This is a genomic window from Glycomyces arizonensis DSM 44726 (assembly GCF_000482705.1).
In the GTDB taxonomy this organism is placed as follows: domain Bacteria; phylum Actinomycetota; class Actinomycetes; order Mycobacteriales; family Micromonosporaceae; genus Glycomyces; species Glycomyces arizonensis.
Window position 1 is genome coordinate 14157 of sequence record NZ_AXWO01000001.1, and the last position, 15823, is coordinate 29979.

The following is a 15823-nucleotide window of genomic DNA, read 5'->3' on the forward strand; positions in this document are numbered from 1 at the left end:
GATCTCGGCGGCAGCGGGCGGGGGTTCATTGTGCACCAAGTGTGTGACAAGAGCGGCGTCAGGCACGGTGAGCAGCGGCTTTGTCACGGTACGTCCGGTTGGTGCGAGAGGGAGGGGCGGGCGCGGCGGTGCTGTGGAGGCCTGTGACAACGGTCGGCCCACCGCCGCGCCCGGGTCTTTCAGGTGCTGCCGCCGTTCCGGGCCTGGCGCACCACGCCGATGGTGCTGCCGTAGATGATGCGGGCCCACGGGTCGCCCTTGGCGATCCAGCCTTCGAGCCAGGTGGACTCCGGCGGCGGGCAGAAGCGGTCCAGGCCCTCGACGGTCAGGATGCGGTACGGCTCTTGGAAGCCGTCGTCCAGCATGACGCGGACGGTCGTCGGATCGGTGGCGTCGTCTCCGATGACGATGAACTCCAGCGACTTCGCGAACCGGAAGGTCCCGAGCCGGTGGCCGGGTGTCTCATGCTCCTCGTTCACGGCAGGAGCTCCCACTGCCGGGCCGCCGCAAGGCGGGCGTCCGACCGGTACCAGAGCGCGCTGACCTGTTCGAGCACGGTCAGGCGCGCCTCCACGTCGAGCAGGTCGGCGTGGACGGGCTCGACGCGCAGGCGCGGGTCGCGGTCGAGGCCGACCACGACGCCGAACCGGACGCACCGGCCGTTGAAGTCGATGCCGACCGCGTCCCCCAGGCGCGGCCACGAGACGGTGGCCGGGCGTCCGGCTATGTCGATCTCGCCGAGTACGTCGTTCGTCGGTTCGGGCAGGTTCTGCTGTCGCGCCACGCGCGTCTCCGTTCCAGTCGTGTGTGCGGCGGGAGCGGGCTCCGCAGTGCGGCGCCGAGCGCCTCGCTCCCGCCCGCCGGTGCGCCCCACCGCGCGCCGGCCTCTTGAACATAAGGGACGACATGGTGGATTCAAAGCAGTTGAGCTGGGAATTAATTCGGCACAGACGGCCACTATGCACAGAGCGATTGCGCGAGAGCGATGCCCGGAGAAGAGACGCGGAGGAAATGCACAAAGGAGTGGCCGCAGGAGCCTGCTCCCAACGGTGTCGATGATCGACACCGCGCCTGAAGGCATTTCAGGTCCCGGCGCGCCGGGGCCCGCGGCAGGGCGCCGCCGCAAGACCGGTCCTCGACTCCATGCCTCGGGCGCATGAGCGGGCGCCTCGAACGCTCCACCGAGGGGCATCTCCTGGCGCCCTCGGGGTGCCGCCGAAGAACCGGCTCTCGATGCCAGCACCGCGCCTCGGGCACGCTCGCCGAACCGGAGCCGAGGAGCCGTCCCCGGACGGCTCCGGAGGCGCGGGCGCGTCCCCGGTTCGACCGCCCACCGGTTCGAGACCGAAGCCGGGTTCGGCCACGGCCCGGCGCGTCCCCGGCCCGCCCGACCATCGGGAGGAGGCCCTCCTCGGAGCCGCGGCGTCGAGGCCGAGGACCGGTTCACCGGCGGCGCCCCGCGCTTCGCGGCGAGTGCCGTCCACGGCGGGGCGCACGCATGCGGGCGCCGCCGTCCGCCCGGCGGACGGCGGCGGCGCCTCGGTCATGCGGCCGTCAGTAGGCGAGGAGCGGGGAGATGGCCTCGTCGTAGGATTCCATCGCGGTCGCTATGCCCTCGTGGTCCTCCAGAGCCTTGGTCATGAGCCGATGGCTCTCGACCAGTCGCTCGCCGACGTCCGTCAGCAGCTCGCTCTTAGCGTGCTCGCCGCTCTCCAGGTCGATCCATCCGGCGCTGTTCAGCTCGGCGTCGACCCCGTATCCCAGCTTGGCCGCGTTGTAGAGGTGCTCGGTGGCCTCGCCGAAGAGCCGCTCCGAGAGTTGGGGGTCTTCGACGGCATGGGACTCGGTGAGTGCGGCGATGCCGACGTTCCACTCCCTGAAGAAGTCGATCTGCCATTCGGGGTCGACCTTCGGGTCCCAGATGTCGAAGTACGGCCCGCACAGGGGCGGACACGGGATCACGATCTTCCTCCCGAGGTAGATCTTGGTGGGACAGTCCTCGACGATGACGAAGTCACCGTCTTCGTCCATGCCTGCGAGCGGGAGGCAGATCTCCACCCAGCCGGGCCCGGGATCGGCCTGGGCCGGGGCGGGGATCATGGCGGTGGCGCTGACGGCGAGGGCGAGCGCGAGCAGGATTCGCTTGAGGTGGCGCATGAGCGCTCCTTTCAATGGGCAAGTTCGATCTACAGTAGAACAGATCACTATGGATGCTCAAGGTCATGACCGATTGTCGACAGACGGCGATCCGCGCCGAAGCCGCACGCAACCCCGAACGCGCCCAGCGAATGCCGCATACGCTGCGGATCCACCGGCTCGACCCGGGAATGAGCGGAGCGGCGGCGCCGCCGTCGGCGAGGCCGCCTCCGGCTCCGAGTCCACCATGTACCGGCTTGCAGGCGTATCATGCCCTTTCGCGTCCGAGTACCGCCGCCGCGGCCCGGACCCGTCGCGGACGCGGCGGGCCGGCACGGCGCGGGACTCGCGGGCGGCGCGCGCCATGGCCGGCCCGGCGGCCCCCGAATGCTAGGTTCGCCCGATGAGCGACGGGCCCGAGCAGGGCATCGGCACGGCCGAGCACACGCACCGGATGCCGCGCAAGCGCGCCGCCGCCGCGGTGCTCTTCACCGACGGCGCGGGCCGGGTGCTGCTGTGCGAGCCGACGTACAAGCAGGTGTGGGAGGCGCCCGGCGGCGCGGTGGAGGCCGACGAGTCGCCTCGGCGCGCGGCCGCCCGCGAGGTCGACGAGGAGCTGGGGCTCGCGGTCGCGCCCGGTCGGCTCCTCGCCGTCGACTGGGTGCCGCCGATGGGCGGCCGGACCGAGAGCATGGTCTACGTCTTCGACGGCGGCCGTCTCGACCCGGCTCGGGCCGAGTCGATCCGGCTGCCCGCCGACGAGCTCAGCTCTTGGGAGTGGTGCACGATCCCGCAGGCGCACGAGCGGATGCGCCCGCTGGTGGCCCGCCGGATCGAGTCCGCGCTCGCGGCGGCCGAGACCGGCGCGACGGCGTACCTGGAGGCCGGCTACCCGGTCGGGTGACCGGCCTCGTGCCCCGACTCAGCGCGCCGGTCCCCCGTCGCGGACCGGCTCGCCGACGCGCCCGGCGAGCAGTTCCCTCCCGGCGGACCGGTAGAGGCCGTCGTGGATGCCGTCGGCGTACTGGAGCGCCGCGAGGTCGGCCCGCGCCTTCGCGATCGGGTGCGCGCGTTGGAAGCCGACGGCGCCGATCAGGGGCGCCAGCCGGTTCACCGCCCGGACCGCGGCGTCGACGCCGTGGGCCTTGCCCGCCCGCGCGGCCAGATCGGACCATGCGGCACGGTTGGACCAGATGGCACGGTCGGACCAGGTGGCACGGTCGGACCAGGTGGCACAGTCGGAGCAGGTGGCACGGCCGGCTCGCGCGGCCGAGTCCGCCCGCACCGCGTGGAAGGCCAGCAGGGCCGCGGCGTTGATCTCGGCCCAGGACTGCCCGAGGGCGATCAGGGCGTTGTCGCGGATGCGCGGCACGCCGCCGGTGGCGCGCCGCTCGGCCAGCGTGGACCGGACCCGGTCGCAGACTCCGGCGGCGGCGCCGAGCGCGCACGCGGTGACCAGCGGCCGGAACCGCGCGAAGTGGGATCGGAAGATCGCCGTGCCGTGCTTCGGCCCGCCCTGTCCGGCCCGCCCGAGCAGGTGTGTCCGCGGGTCGAGGGCCACGCGGTCGAGGTCGAGCAGGCCCCAGCTCCAGCCGCCGAGTCCGGCCGGTTCGATCACTCGCCTTGTGAGGCCCCGGGAGTCGGCGTCGACGACGACGGCCGCGACGTCGCCGTCCGGGTCGCGCGCGAACACGACGAACGCCTCGGCTTCGGTCAGGCGGGAGACCCACCGCTTGGCGCCGCTGATCCGCCAGCGGCCGTCCGCGTCGGGGACGGCGGCGGTGGTGATCTCGCGGATGCGGGAGCCGCCGTGGGCCTCGGTGGCGGCGATGCCGACCAGTCCTCCGGCGGCCAGGCGCTCGCGCCAGTACTCGGCGAGGTCGGGCGGGGCGTGGTCGAGGATCACCTGCCCGTGCCCGGCGCCGGTGGCCTCCCTCAGGTCGAGGTCGCGGTATCCGGCGAGGAACTGGGCCGCCGCCTGCCACGGGCCGCTCGCGGCGCCTTCGGGCGGGCGGTGGCGGGCGAGTTCGCCTCGGACCCGCAGCAGCCAGGCCGAGCGGGCGGCCGGGTCGGCCGTGCCGGGGTCGGTGCGGGCGAGCGCGGCGAGGTCGGCGTCGAGCGCCTCCAGGGCGGCCCAGGAACGGCCGCTGAGGTGCGGGCCGGGGCGCAGCGCCTCCAGCCAGTCGAGCGGGGTGTTCACGGCCGGCCTCCGTCCTGGACGCGGGCGGGGCTGCCGTAGGCGACGGTCCCGGGCGCGATGTCGCGCGTGACCACCGATCCGGCCCCGACGAGGGCACCGGCGCCGATGACGGTTCCGGCGAGGAGCACCGCGCCGGTGCCGACCTTCGCTCCGGTCTCGACGCGGGGCGGGGCGAGCGGCACTTCGCGGGCCGGGTCGCGCCAGATCAGGCGCTTGTCGTTGATCGTGCGCACGCCCGCGCCGATGAACGCGCCGTCGCCGATGCGCATCTCGGCGGTCAGGTGCGAGCCGGGCGAGCAGCGCACGCCCGAGCCGATGCGGACGCCGCGCTCGACGGTGAGGTGGTGGCCGATCTGGCTGTCCTCGCCGACGGCGACGCCGGTGCGCAGCAGGGTGTGGTGGCCGATCGTGGTGCGCGGGCCGACTTCGACTCCGGCGTAGGCGATCGCCCCGGCACGCAGGACGGCACCGGCGGCGATGCGGGTGACGGCGCCCGTTCCGGGGTGGTGGGCGCGCAGGGCGTAGCCGGTCTCGGGTTCGCCGACGACGCAGCCGTGGCCGATCTCGGCTCCGGCGCCGAGTTCGGTGCCGCCGTGGAGGACGGCGAAGGCGCCGACGCGGCAGCCGCGGCCGACGACGATGCGGCGCCCGCGGCCGGTGCGGTCGGCGGGGACGAGCTGCGCGGTGGGGTGGACGTGGGCGTCGGGGGCGACCGTGACGAGTCCTTCGGCCGCGGCGGCGGCCCATCCAGGTGGCGGTTGCTGTGGCATTGGAGGTTCCTTCGGGATCGTGGCGGGCCTCCGCTGCCCGCCTGCATCGAGTTCACCCCGCACCATGTTGATCTTCAATGGACTGTTCGGTGTCGGCAACCCGATTGCACGGGTTGCAAATGGTGTGCACACTGGACGGCGGAGGCGAGCCCCCATGTCCAAACCTCCACACTGGCACCGGCAGTCGCAGATCGGCGACGCCGAGATCGGTCGTGTCCTGAAAGCGGCGCGATGTTCGCTCGGGCTCGATCAGGTCGGCGCGGGGGCCCGATGCGGTTTCTCGGCCGCGACGGTCTCGCGCTGGGAGCAGGGCAAACGCAACTGGACGGTCGGCGACCTCGCACGAGTGTCGGCGGCGTTGAACGTGCCCTCATATCTGGTGGGGCTCGCCGATTCCAAATTCAGGGATTATCCCGTGGCGCAGGTTACACAACGAGCCTCCATGCGGGATGATGAGCGCATGCGACGCCGCACGTTCTTGACCGCAGGCCTGACCGCTTTCTCGGCCGCTGCGGCCGGTGGTGTGTCCGCTGACCGCAGTATCGAGCAGTCCCTGTTCGGATCCGCCGATGCGGAGCCGGTGAGCCTCACGCTGCTGACGCGGCGCGTGATCGCCGCCGAGCACGCGCTGGACTCGGCCCAGCTCGCCGAGCTCGACCGGCGCCTGCCCGCCCTGCTCGGCGTCGCGAGAGCCACATGGGACTCGCTGACGGGGACGAGCCGGGAGCACGCGGCATCCCTGTTCTCTCGCGCGCTGTCGGTGGCCTCGCATCAGCAGATACGCTGCTCGCGCGAGGCGACCGCCTCGGTGGCGGCCGATCGGGCCGCTCGCTACGCCGAACTCGCCGGTGACCCGGTGGCGGCGACCGAGGCCGCCCGGCTCCAGGCGATCGTGCTGCGGCGGACGGGCAGCCCGATCGCCGAACAGGTGATGGTCGACGCCGCCGAACGCCTCCGCACCGAGACCTCGCTGAGGAAGCCGAACGAGGCGGGGACGTACACCAGGATTCTCGCGTCGGCGGCCTATACCGCCGCGGGGAACGACGACCGCGGCACGGCCACGGAACTACTCGCGGCGGCCGGGGAGACGCTCGACCCGCACGGCGACACACCGCAACTGACACAAGCCGGTCTCGACGTCTTCAATCTCTCGTGCGACCGCGCGCTGGGTGACTACGGCGCGGCGCTGCACCGCGCCGCGGCGATCGATGTGGAGGCCATCCCGGACGCGAACGAACGCGGACGGTACTGGCAGGACGTCGGCGTCGCCGCCTTCGGTCGGGGTCGGTTCGACCTGGCGGTGGAGGCTGTGGCCGAACTCGACCAGACGACGCCGCAGTACCTTCTGCACCGGCCGTGGGCTCGCAAGCTGGTGGAGGACTTGCTGCATACGCGTACCGGCGGGAACTCTCCGCTGCTGCACAGGCTGGGCGGGCAGCTCGGGATCTGACCGGCGCTCGCGCGGCCGGGTGACACGGTGGCGAGGCGGCAAGGTAGCGAGGTGGCAAGGCGGCGAAGCGGCGAGGTCGGGATGGAGTCCGGACGAGCTGGGCTGGAGCCGAGGGGGCCGAGAAGGGCCAAGATGGGCCGGATGGAACTCAGGCGAAGCTCGGATAGGGCTTGGATGGAACTCGGGCGAAGCTCGGATGGAACGGCCGAGGCCCGCGAGCGCGGGCCTCGACGGCTTGGGTTGGTTCCTCCGTTGTGGTTGGCGCTTGTGATCGGCGCTTGTGGTTGGCGCGTTCGGCTCCTGCCATCGGCCGCCGGGCTGACTGCCGGTCCGACTGCCGGACTGGCTGACGGATCCGCTGCCGGACCGGCTGACCGACCGATTGCCCGGCTAACCACTCGGCCGGTTGTCTGGCCGAATGCCGGGTTGCACGCCTGGTTACATGCTCGGCGGCATGCTCGGTTGAGTACCTGGTTGAATGCCTGGCCTGGTGGCACCTGGCCGGGTGTGTCAGCACCGGTAGGTGTCGGGCCGGGAAGGTTCGACGCCGGTTAGCGGCGCTTCGCGTTCTCCAGCAGGGCGACGAAGTCACCCTGGGTGAGCCCGAAGATCGGGGAATCCTCGGACAGCTTGGAGTCGCGAACCTCGAACCCGGCCCCGGCGGCACGGGTTTCAACGCAGTCACTGCCTGCCTGACCGTTGCCGGAACGGCTGGACTTGCGCCACTTCGTCGTGCTCATAACAGTTGGAAATCCTTCATCGGTATGGCCTTCTTGACGGACTCGTCGAAGGCGTTCTGGAACGAGGCGACCGTCTCGGCCACCTCGCAGTAACGAGCCCCTTCAAACGATTCTAGGTAGACCGTCTTGGGGAACTCACCGCCCTCGAACTCGAAGATCCGGAAGGAGCTGCCAGCGCAGTGGAACGCTCCCGTGCTGTTGGGCACCACCAGGAAGTTGAACAGCGAGAAGTCTCGGTCGAGCTTCTTGAGGTGTTCCACCTGCTCCACCATCACCTCATGCCCGCCCATATCACGCCGCAGCGCTGCCTCGGAGGTCAGGTAGATGACCTCGGGCAGCCAGTCCCGCTCCATGAAACTGGTCTGTCGGTCGAGTCGGAATCCGGCTGCTCCGGCCGGACCCTTCCGATCGGGTGCGTTGTCGTCGGTGATGGCGTCCATGTACGCCTCAGTCTGAAACAGACCGGTGATGAGCTCGGACTCGCAGATCATGATCTTGGAGGCGGTCAGCTCCATCTGAAGGAAGGTGAAGAACGCCGAAGGAATCTTGAAGGAGTGGAAGAAGTCTGGGCTCTCCGATGACTCTGCCAACCGCACGAGGTTGGCTTGCTCTTCCGGATTGAGCCCGTAGATGCGGGCAAAGCCGAGCATGTCAACCCAGTTCACACGACGGGCGCGGGCATGTTCCAGGTCCCGGATCTTCGAGGTGCTCATGCCGAGCTCATCAGCGGCTCGCTTGTGGGTGTACTTGGCCCGCTTGCGGTACTGAACGAGGAGTCGAGCGACTTGGATGTTGGTGAGGAAAGCCTCTGTACTCATGACACGAATGGTGACAGCACAACTACACCAAATTCAACTCTCTGATCGGTGTTTCGGCCAGCCAACGGACGTAACACGCCTACGTAACCCATTTTCTGTCGGCCATCTGACACTTGATGGGTGATGCCGGGGAAGGCGAGTATCTATCGGTTTAGAACAGCGAGTCCTGGCCCGGCGTCGCTGGCTTTGGCTTGGCAGCCTTGCGGGTTGCCTTCTTGGCAGTCTTCTTCTTGGCGTGAAGCCCTTGCTCGACCTCGATGGCGTAGCGGCGCTGGTTCTCTTCGAGCAGCCGATCCAGGATCTCTTGGCGCGGACCGGGTGCGATCGTGTAGCGGGTGCCCTGGCGCGTGTCGTAGTGGTCGTGAGAGAGCTCGGGGATCAAATCGTCCCAGCCGTAGCACCGGCACACCTCATCGTCGATCAGCCGGTGGATCTCCCGCAGGTTCGCAATGTCTGCATCAGAGTTGGCTTGATCATGGACCATGTTGTAGGTATCGGTGAGCCCAGCCTCCCGGGCCAGCATCAACTCCCGCCGCTCTGAGTCCAGCCGATCACCGAGCCTGCGGAGTTCCTCAGAGATCTCGGGCCGCGGGAGCGTCTCGAACACATCGGTTGGAGTGTACCGAAGGTCGCCCTTCATCGTCGATGCCCGCTGGATCGCCCACCAATAATGAGGAGCACTTGACAGGTAAGACAACAAAGCGGCATCATCCGATGCAAAGACCCCAAGCATGTGGGAGAACACCTGCCCAGTTGGAACCATGACAGGCATGACCACCTTGCTCACCAAGGTAATCACAATCACCCGATCCAACTCCGAGATCGCCTCATATAGATCAGTGGCCGGACGCGTGAATCTCCACCATATTTCACGCCGTTGCCTGTTTGCGTTGGTTTCTCGCTCAGGCTTTACCAGCCGCACTACTTGATCGAAACACTCTGGATAAGTTCGCGCCCGCTCTAGATCCCAATCATGGAAATTGATGACCCATCGGCTTGCTGATGCATCGGATCGTTGATTAAGATCCTGCCCATTCAAATACGGGAACAACACATCCTTGTTTCTCGAGTTTTTCGCGATCAGGTCAGTGGCCCTTTCCGGTTCCATGGTGAACCCAAGACCCAGGATATTTGAGCCTTGGAAAGCCATACCTTGATTCGCAAACAAGCGTTCAGCGTTGCCTTGAACTCGAGACATGGGATCCAATGACGGAATCACTCCACGGACCGACTGTCCATCAAGGCAACGATATGCCTGTTCAGACACTAGCGCTCTCGAGGTCCACACTGCGCAGTATTCCAGAGCAGCACTCTTCGAAGGCCAGCGTTCGCTCTTAACAGCCGATCGGATCGTCACGCCCGCAGAGACAATCTGGTCCAAACCGACCTCGCGGGTATCACCTTGGGCAAGAGTGTTGGTAGCAACCAACCCCGCCTGCCCTTCGGCAGCGAGCAGATCATGCGCGCGGAGCAAGAAGTATGCAACCAGATCGGCGCTTCCACGTGCTCGACGCCCAATGAACCCGACCAGATATTCCCTGTAGGCCGTGCCAAGGCTTCCTGTAAGCCTTTGGCCCCCAAGGAACGGGGGGTTACCCACGATCGCGTCGAAGCCTCCCAACTCGAAGACCTCTGGGAAGACCAGCCGCCAGTGGATCGGGGCTCGCTCGAACGCTCCCGCAGGCTGATCAGTCCTGAGCCATTGAGCCACCTGCCTATCGAGCTTCGCTCGGCCTTCCTCGCTCTGGTCATTACCGAGATCCGCGGCCACCAACCAAGCATTCGGGTTTCCTGCGAGCCCAGCGCCCACGAGCAAGTCTGCGTACCGACCCGCCTCGTCGGTCAGTTCCCTCGCCCGCTCCAGCAGCTCCCGCTTCATCTCCTGGTCGGTCGCGCTCTTGTCGCCGATTTCGCCGATCGCCTTCCGCGTCTCGGCGGCCTCGGCCACCAGCTCCCGCACATGAGCCGTGTAGTCGAGGATCGTTCCCTCGTGCAGCTTCCGACCTTCGGCGGGGTCCAAGTGCATGTACTCCAGCTGTTCAACACTGGTGATCCCGAGCAGACTGTCCCCACACACCAACCGGTCATCCAGGAACGTAAACGGCCGCTCCTTATCCATGGACACCAGCCACAACGACAGCTTCGCCATCTCGACCGCTGCCGGGTTGATGTCGGCCCCATACAAACAGTGCTCGATAATCAGTCTGCGGGCCTCGATCAGGTTCGGGTCCTCTCGGCTCCCGTCCAACTGATCGGCCTCGGCGACCGCTCCCCTCGGATCGCCCTCGGCCTTCCACGCCTCCAGCAACCGGTCACCCAAGAACCTGCACGCCGCCACCAGGAACGCCGCCGAACCCATCGCAATATCGGCGACCTTCAACCCCAGGATCGCCTCACTCCCCTTGAGCCGCCAAGCGTCCTCATCCGCCGTCTGCAACGGCCCCGGCTCGTACACCAGCGGCTCAAGCGCACCCTTCACCACTTCATCGGCGAGCTTCCTCGGCGTGTAGTGCGCACCCGTGTTCCCCCGCAGCTGCGACTCGGTCATATACAGCATGTCGGGCAGCACCACAGTGGCCTGTCCGCGCAGATCGGCCCGGATGATCCCGTAGAACGGCATGAGCCGCTCGACCAACTGCGGGTCGTTCCGCGTCACCGACAGCAAGTCCCGCTCGGCCCTCTCGCGCTGTTCGGCGTCCATCGGGCCGAGCAGCTTGGCGATCGCGTTCGCCGTGCCGATACCGCTCTTCTGGTCCTTCTCGAACCGCTCGTGCACCGCAGCGGCCAGCGCCGCCACGTCCCCACCGGCGCGCTCGCGCATCGCCTCCAGCTCCCGCAGCGGGACCTCGGCCTCCTTGCTCTCGGTGCCGATGAGCCCCACCACGACCCCGTCGGCCTCGCTCGACCAGCGCCCCTCCCAGGCGAGCAGGCCCTCGTAGACGTAGCCGATCTGCTCAACATCGAGCCGGTCGAAGTTGAGCGTCCGGTATTCGCCCTTGGGCCTGCGCTTGGGGTCGGCGAGTTGGAGGCCGTTGAGCGAGCGCGGGGTCCGCTGCCGTCCGGCGCTCATCCAGACCGTGGTCACGGACTTGAGCACGTTGTGGATGGTGCGGTCGTCGATGGCGAGCGGCTGCTCGGCGTCGGTCATCCACGGGTACGCGCTCGGGTCGAACAGCGAGCCGCCGTAGGCCGGGATGGACAGCTCGGCGGTGTCCACTCCCCTGTGCACGGCGTTGAACAGTGCGAGGAGCCGCAGCCAGGACCGGTGGCGCTGCTCCAGGTGCGCCTCGCTGCCCTCGTCGGCGAGCCGCTGCAGCCGCTTCGCGGCTTCGGCCACCGAGTAGGACTCGGCGTAGAGCGGGTTGTCGGTCGGCAGGAGCCGCTTCTCTTCGGCGAAGAGCAGGAACACCAGGCGCATCATGACCGTGACCGCGCCTCGGTAGACCTCGTCGGCTTCGACGAGCCTGCGGGTGCCGTCTGCGGCCTCGGTGGTGATGCCGAGCCCGTCGCGGGCCTTCTTGGCGATGTGGGCGCGGCCGATGGCCTCCACGAGCAGCTCGACGGCCCGGCGCACCTGGACGCCGAGGGTCTCGGTGAGTTCCTCTTCCTTCTCGGCCGAGTCGCGGAAGAGCTGCGGCAGTTGCCGCTCGGGCTCGTAGTCGGTGAAGCGGCGGCGGTTCAGGAGGCTGAACAGGGCGCGCAGGACGACCAGGTCGGAGGCGTCGGTGATGGTCATCGTGTCGAAGACGCCGTAGGCGCTCGCGGCGCTGCCGCCGGAGGCCGCGGCGGGCGTGTAGACGAGGGCGAGGTATCGGCCGTCGGTGGCGATGCCGAGTTCGAGCTTGTTGTCCGCGCAGAGCCGCACGACCCGGTCGATGGGGCTGGCCGTCCACGTCTCGTCGCGCATGCGCTTGGCGGGGTGGTTGCCGGGCGGGACGATGAGGCCGACCACGCGCGCCTCGTCGCCGTTGTGGAGGACGAAGCTCGGCGCGACGGTCGCGTCGTGCTGGCCGATGTGGACCGGGCCCACACCGTCGACCGTTTCCTCATCGTCTTTGGGGAACCGAAGATGATCGACAACCGTCCAGCCGAGGAAGTCGGCCAGCAGGGTCTCGATCCAGGCCCGCGAGCGCTGCTCGTCGTCCGGGTGCTCGGCCCATTCGCCGTGGGCGGACCGCAGGGCCTTGCGCCGCTCGACCGGGACGGCGTCGAGGTCGGGCCAGGCGGCGGTGAGGACCGGCAGGGACAGCCAGGGTCCGTCGGTGTCGATGAGCTCGATCCAGTCCTGGTGGCCGCGGGTGCGGTCCGAGCCGGTGCGGTGGTGCTTGAACCGGATCTGTTCGGGGCGGCTCATCGGTTCTCCCTTTCCGGTACGACGCAGACGATCGCGAGCGGGGTGCGGTGGCCTCGCGGGTCGGCGTAGCGGGCGGCGACGGCGGCCAGTTCGCGGTCGCGCTCGGCGTCGAGCTGCGCGAGGCGCTCGTTCCAGTGGGCCTCGTCGCGGCGGGCCTGCTGGAGTTCGAGCTCGGCGAGCCCGGCCAGTTCGTCGTCGCCCGCCTTGCGGCCCTGGACGGCCGCTTCGAGAGAGGCGCGGAACTGCTCGTAGTCGGCTCGGATGCGGTCCCGCTCCTCGGTGACGCGGCGCTCCAGGAGGCGGCCGAGTGATTCGCCGCGGGCGGCGGTGCGCCACTCCAGGGCGGCCCGCAGACCCCGGTCGGCCTCGGTCCAGTGCTCGGCGAGGCGGAGGCGGGCGCCCGGCCCGGCCTCCTTGCCGCGATCGAGGGCGGCGTCGAGGATCTCGGCGGTGCGGGTGAGGTTCTCCAGGCGGCGGAAGCGGCCGGTGCCCGAGTCGAGCCAGCCGCCGACGGCCATGATCTCCTGGTGCAGCTGCGTGGAGCCCTCGCCGGTGAGGGTGTACTTGGCGTAGGCGGCGACGAAGAGGTCTTCGAGGTCGTCGGGGCCGAGGACGGCGGTGACGCGGTGGAGGTCGACGCGGTCGGAGTCGGCGGCGGCCCGCAGGAGCCGCGCGGACATGTCGACCAGCGGGTGGGAGAGGTGGGCCAGGACGACGTCGTCGCGGCCCTGGGCCGCTTCGGGATCGAAGGTGACCGGCCGCTGGTGGGGCTCTTCGCCTCCGGGGACGAAGGGGGTGAGGAGGCCGTCGGTGGCGCGGACCCATTCGCCGGTCATGACGGGGACCGCGAACTCGCCGGGCTTGGCGGCGAGGGGCTTGAGGGGCATCTGGTGGGCCAGGTCGAGGGCGGTGTCCACGACGCGGCGGATGCGCTCGGGGTAGAGGTGGAGCTCGGCCACGCTGTTCTCGTAGGTCTCGCCGAGGCGCTCGACCTGCTCGGAGACGTTCGATGCGGCCTTCACCTCGCCGGTCCCCCGGCCGCGGGCGGCGGCGCGCTGGGCGAGGGCGTCGACGTCGGCCACGGTGGCGTCCCCGGCGAGGCGCTTCTGGAGGGCGTCGGCGAGGACGGGGTTGACCGAGCCGAGGTCGGTCTGCATCTGGCTGACCTTGACGGCCACGCGGGCGAGGAACTCGATCTCGCCCTTGAAGGCGGAGGAGGCGCCGGTCTCGGCGGGGGTGAAGTTGTAGACCTCGGGGCGGTGGCGCTGGCCGTAGCGGTCGATGCGTCCGGCGCGCTGCTCGAGCTTGTTGGGGTTGAACGGGATGTCGTAGTTGACCAGGCGGTGGCAGTGGTTCTGGAGGTCGATGCCCTCCCCGGCGGCGTCGGTGGCGAGGAGGACGCGGAGCGGGTGCTCGCCGGGGTGGGCCTGGAAGGCGAGGCGGGTCTGCTCGCGCTCGTCGACGTCCATGCCGCCGTGGAGGAGGGCGACGCGGTCGCCGCCGAAGCCCTGCGAGGCGAGGAGTTCGTGGAGCCAGTGGAGGGTGTCGCGGTACTCGGTGAAGACCACCACCCGCTCTTCCGACCACTCGCCGTCCGGTTTGCAGGTGGCGGTGAGGAAGTCGAGGAGGGCGGCGGCCTTGGTGTCGGGGGCGGCGCGGTGCTCGGCGGCCCAGGCGTTGATCCGGGCGAGGAGGGCGTGCTCGGCGGGGTCGAGGCGCTCCTCGTAGCCGGCCGAGCGCCGCAGGCCGTCCTCTTCGTACTCGTAGAGCTCCTCGTCGTCGAGGACGGCGGTCTCGTCGAGGAAGTCGTCGTAGAAGTCGGGGACGGCGTCGCTGGGGGCGGCGGGCGCGGGCGGCAGGGCCCCGGCGTAGGCGGCGTAGGTGTTGGCGAAGGCCTGGGGGCTGGACAGGAGGCGCTTCTTGAGCAGGAGGGTGACGAGGTCGGCGGCGGCGCGTCCGCGCCTGCCCTTCGCGCGGCGGGCGCGGCGGGCCTCGGTGAACTCGCTGAAGCGCTCGTGGACGGCGAGTTCGTCGGCGGTGTAGTCCAGGGGCAGGTCGCGGACGATGCGGGAGGGGAACTCGGGGCGCCCGTCGGGGCCGGTGATGGAGGACTTGAGGCGGCGGATGACCACGTCGTTCTGGGCGGCGGGCGAGGGCGGGACGCCGCGGGCGAAGCGGGCGGGGTCGAGGATCTCCAGCAGGGCGGTGAAGGACTCGGGGTAGCCGTTGTGCGGGGTGGCCGAGAGGAACAGGCGGTGCGTGAAGTGGCGGGCGAGGGCGCGCATGGTCTTGGTCTGCTGGGAGTCCACGGCGTAGCGCTGCTTCGGGGCGGCGGGGGCGATGTGGTGGGCCTCGTCGAGGATGAGCAGGTCGAAGAAGGGGCGGGCCTCCTCGCCCGTGCCGTTGAAGTCCGTGCCGCGCAGGAGCTCGCCGAAGAGGAGGCGCTCGGCCTTGGGGCCGCGGAGCCACGGGAGGGAGACGATGGTGTGGCGGTGGACCTCGAAGGGGTTGGCGCCGTTGCCCCGCTCGCGGCGCAGGTCGGTGTAGGTCTGGGCGTTGACGATGGTGAAACGGAGGCCGAAGAGGTCGAACATCTCGTCGCGCCATTTGGTGGTGAGCCCGGCGGGGCAGACGATCATGACGCGCCCCGCGCGGTGGCGGAGCATGAGCTCGCTGGCGACGAGCCCGGCCTCGACGGTCTTGCCGAGGCCGACGTCGTCGGCGAGGAGCTGGTTGACGCGCGGGGCGGACAGGGAGCGCCAGACGGGTTCGAGCTGGTAGAGCTTGATGTCGGCGCCGGAGCGGAAGGGGGCCTGGAGGGAGCGGGTGTCGGCGCTGGTGAGGGCGGACCAGCGCATGGCGTCGAGGAAGGCGGCGAGCTGGCCGGGCCTGTCGAAGCCGTCGCCGCGGACCTCGGGGAGGCCGGAGGCGGGCAGGAGGCGGCGGCCGGGTTCGAGTTCCCAGACGAGGCGGAGGGTCTCGCCGAAGGCGTCGTCGGCGAGGCTGCCCAGTTCCACGATCGTGTCGGTGCCGGAGGCGTCGACGTCGGCGACGATCCAGCGCGAGTCGCGGACCTCGACCCGGTCGCCGACGGCGGGCGGCTCGTTGACTTGCGCGGTGGTGGCCATGGGTCGACTCTCCAGCTCGGGGGACGCGGGCGCTGCGGGCGGGCGCCGTCTCACGAGGTTACCAACCCTTCGGTGATTCCAACGTGCTCAGTGGGGGCGGTGGGGTGGGGTGGCGGGGCTGTGCGGTGGCGGGGCCTGATGGCGGGGCGGGGGGCGGGGGTTTGACGGCCGCTGTGCGGTGGCGGAGCGGGGCAGGGCGGGGTGACGGGCAAGGCCCCGACGCGTCG

General features: G+C 69.7%; 11 protein-coding genes. 2 read left to right on the forward strand and 9 right to left on the reverse strand.

The window, feature by feature from the left end; genetic code table 11:
• Positions 1–179 precede the first annotated feature (179 nt).
• From H613_RS0100045 to H613_RS0100055, 3 genes are all read right to left on the reverse strand, one after another.
• On the reverse strand, positions 180–479 hold the full coding sequence (locus H613_RS0100045) for a hypothetical protein (protein WP_026922174.1): 300 nt from the start codon (positions 477–479) through the stop codon (positions 180–182).
• Entirely contained in the window at positions 476–784 is a 309-nt protein-coding gene (locus tag H613_RS0100050; protein ID WP_026922175.1) for a hypothetical protein, read from the reverse strand. Before H613_RS0100050 ends, H613_RS0100045 begins: the two co-directional genes overlap by 4 nt.
• Before the next feature lie 770 nt (positions 785–1554).
• Positions 1555–2157, reverse strand: a complete 603-nt coding sequence (locus H613_RS0100055; protein WP_026922176.1) for a hypothetical protein — start codon at positions 2155–2157, stop codon at positions 1555–1557.
• A 382-nt stretch (positions 2158–2539) separates the two neighbouring features.
• On the opposite strand from H613_RS0100055, the gene H613_RS0100060 reads away from it, so the two are divergent.
• Positions 2540–3040 carry an NUDIX domain-containing protein gene (locus H613_RS0100060; RefSeq protein WP_026922177.1) on the forward strand — a complete coding sequence of 167 codons (501 nt, stop codon included), beginning with the start codon at positions 2540–2542 and terminating at the stop codon, positions 3038–3040.
• Positions 3041–3058: 18 nt separating this feature from the next.
• On the opposite strand, the gene H613_RS23440 is transcribed toward H613_RS0100060, so the two are convergent.
• Together H613_RS23440 and H613_RS28740 are read right to left on the reverse strand one after the other, a co-directional pair.
• A complete protein-coding gene (locus H613_RS23440) occupies positions 3059–4336 on the reverse strand; it encodes an acyl-CoA dehydrogenase family protein (protein WP_051392742.1) in 1278 nt (425 codons plus the stop codon).
• Positions 4333–5106: an N-acetyltransferase gene (locus H613_RS28740; RefSeq protein ID WP_051392743.1), complete on the reverse strand. Its 774-nt coding sequence runs from the start codon at positions 5104–5106 to the stop codon at positions 4333–4335. Before H613_RS28740 ends, H613_RS23440 begins: the two co-directional genes overlap by 4 nt.
• 154 nt (positions 5107–5260) lie before the next feature.
• Between H613_RS28740 and H613_RS30535 the strand changes: the two genes are divergently transcribed.
• Entirely contained in the window at positions 5261–6556 is a 1296-nt protein-coding gene (locus H613_RS30535; RefSeq protein WP_169731929.1) for a helix-turn-helix domain-containing protein, read from the forward strand.
• A gap of 551 nt (positions 6557–7107) precedes the next feature.
• On the opposite strand, the gene H613_RS0100080 is transcribed toward H613_RS30535, so the two are convergent.
• The 4 genes from H613_RS0100080 to drmD form a co-directional block, all read right to left on the reverse strand.
• On the reverse strand, positions 7108–7296 hold the full coding sequence (locus H613_RS0100080) for a DUF397 domain-containing protein (RefSeq protein WP_026922179.1): 189 nt from the start codon (positions 7294–7296) through the stop codon (positions 7108–7110).
• The gene (locus H613_RS0100085) at positions 7293–8114 is read right to left on the reverse strand and encodes a Scr1 family TA system antitoxin-like transcriptional regulator (RefSeq protein WP_026922180.1); all 822 of its coding nucleotides are present in this window, start codon (positions 8112–8114) and stop codon (positions 7293–7295) included. The genes H613_RS0100080 and H613_RS0100085 overlap by 4 nt, the downstream gene beginning before the upstream one ends.
• A 151-nt stretch (positions 8115–8265) precedes the next feature.
• Positions 8266–12468 (reverse strand): Eco57I restriction-modification methylase domain-containing protein, encoded by a 4203-nt coding sequence (locus H613_RS23450; RefSeq protein ID WP_051392744.1) that lies wholly within the window; start codon positions 12466–12468, stop codon positions 8266–8268.
• Positions 12465–15596, reverse strand: a complete 3132-nt coding sequence (gene drmD, locus H613_RS0100095; protein WP_026922181.1) for a DISARM system SNF2-like helicase DrmD — start codon at positions 15594–15596, stop codon at positions 12465–12467. Before drmD ends, H613_RS23450 begins: the two co-directional genes overlap by 4 nt.
• Positions 15597–15823: the final 227 nt, after the last annotated feature.

Coding starts and splice junctions, on each gene's coding strand:
- H613_RS0100055 (WP_026922176.1), bottom strand. CDS start 2,157: ATGCGCCACCTCAAGCGAATCCTGCTCGCGCTCGCCCTCGCCGTCAGC.
- H613_RS0100060 (WP_026922177.1), top strand. CDS start 2,540: ATGAGCGACGGGCCCGAGCAGGGCATCGGCACGGCCGAGCACACGCAC.
- H613_RS28740 (WP_051392743.1), bottom strand. CDS start 5,106: ATGCCACAGCAACCGCCACCTGGATGGGCCGCCGCCGCGGCCGAAGGA.
- H613_RS30535 (WP_169731929.1), top strand. CDS start 5,261: ATGTCCAAACCTCCACACTGGCACCGGCAGTCGCAGATCGGCGACGCC.
- H613_RS0100080 (WP_026922179.1), bottom strand. CDS start 7,296: ATGAGCACGACGAAGTGGCGCAAGTCCAGCCGTTCCGGCAACGGTCAG.
- H613_RS0100085 (WP_026922180.1), bottom strand. CDS start 8,114: ATGAGTACAGAGGCTTTCCTCACCAACATCCAAGTCGCTCGACTCCTC.
- H613_RS23450 (WP_051392744.1), bottom strand. CDS start 12,468: ATGAGCCGCCCCGAACAGATCCGGTTCAAGCACCACCGCACCGGCTCG.
- drmD (WP_026922181.1), bottom strand. CDS start 15,596: ATGGCCACCACCGCGCAAGTCAACGAGCCGCCCGCCGTCGGCGACCGG.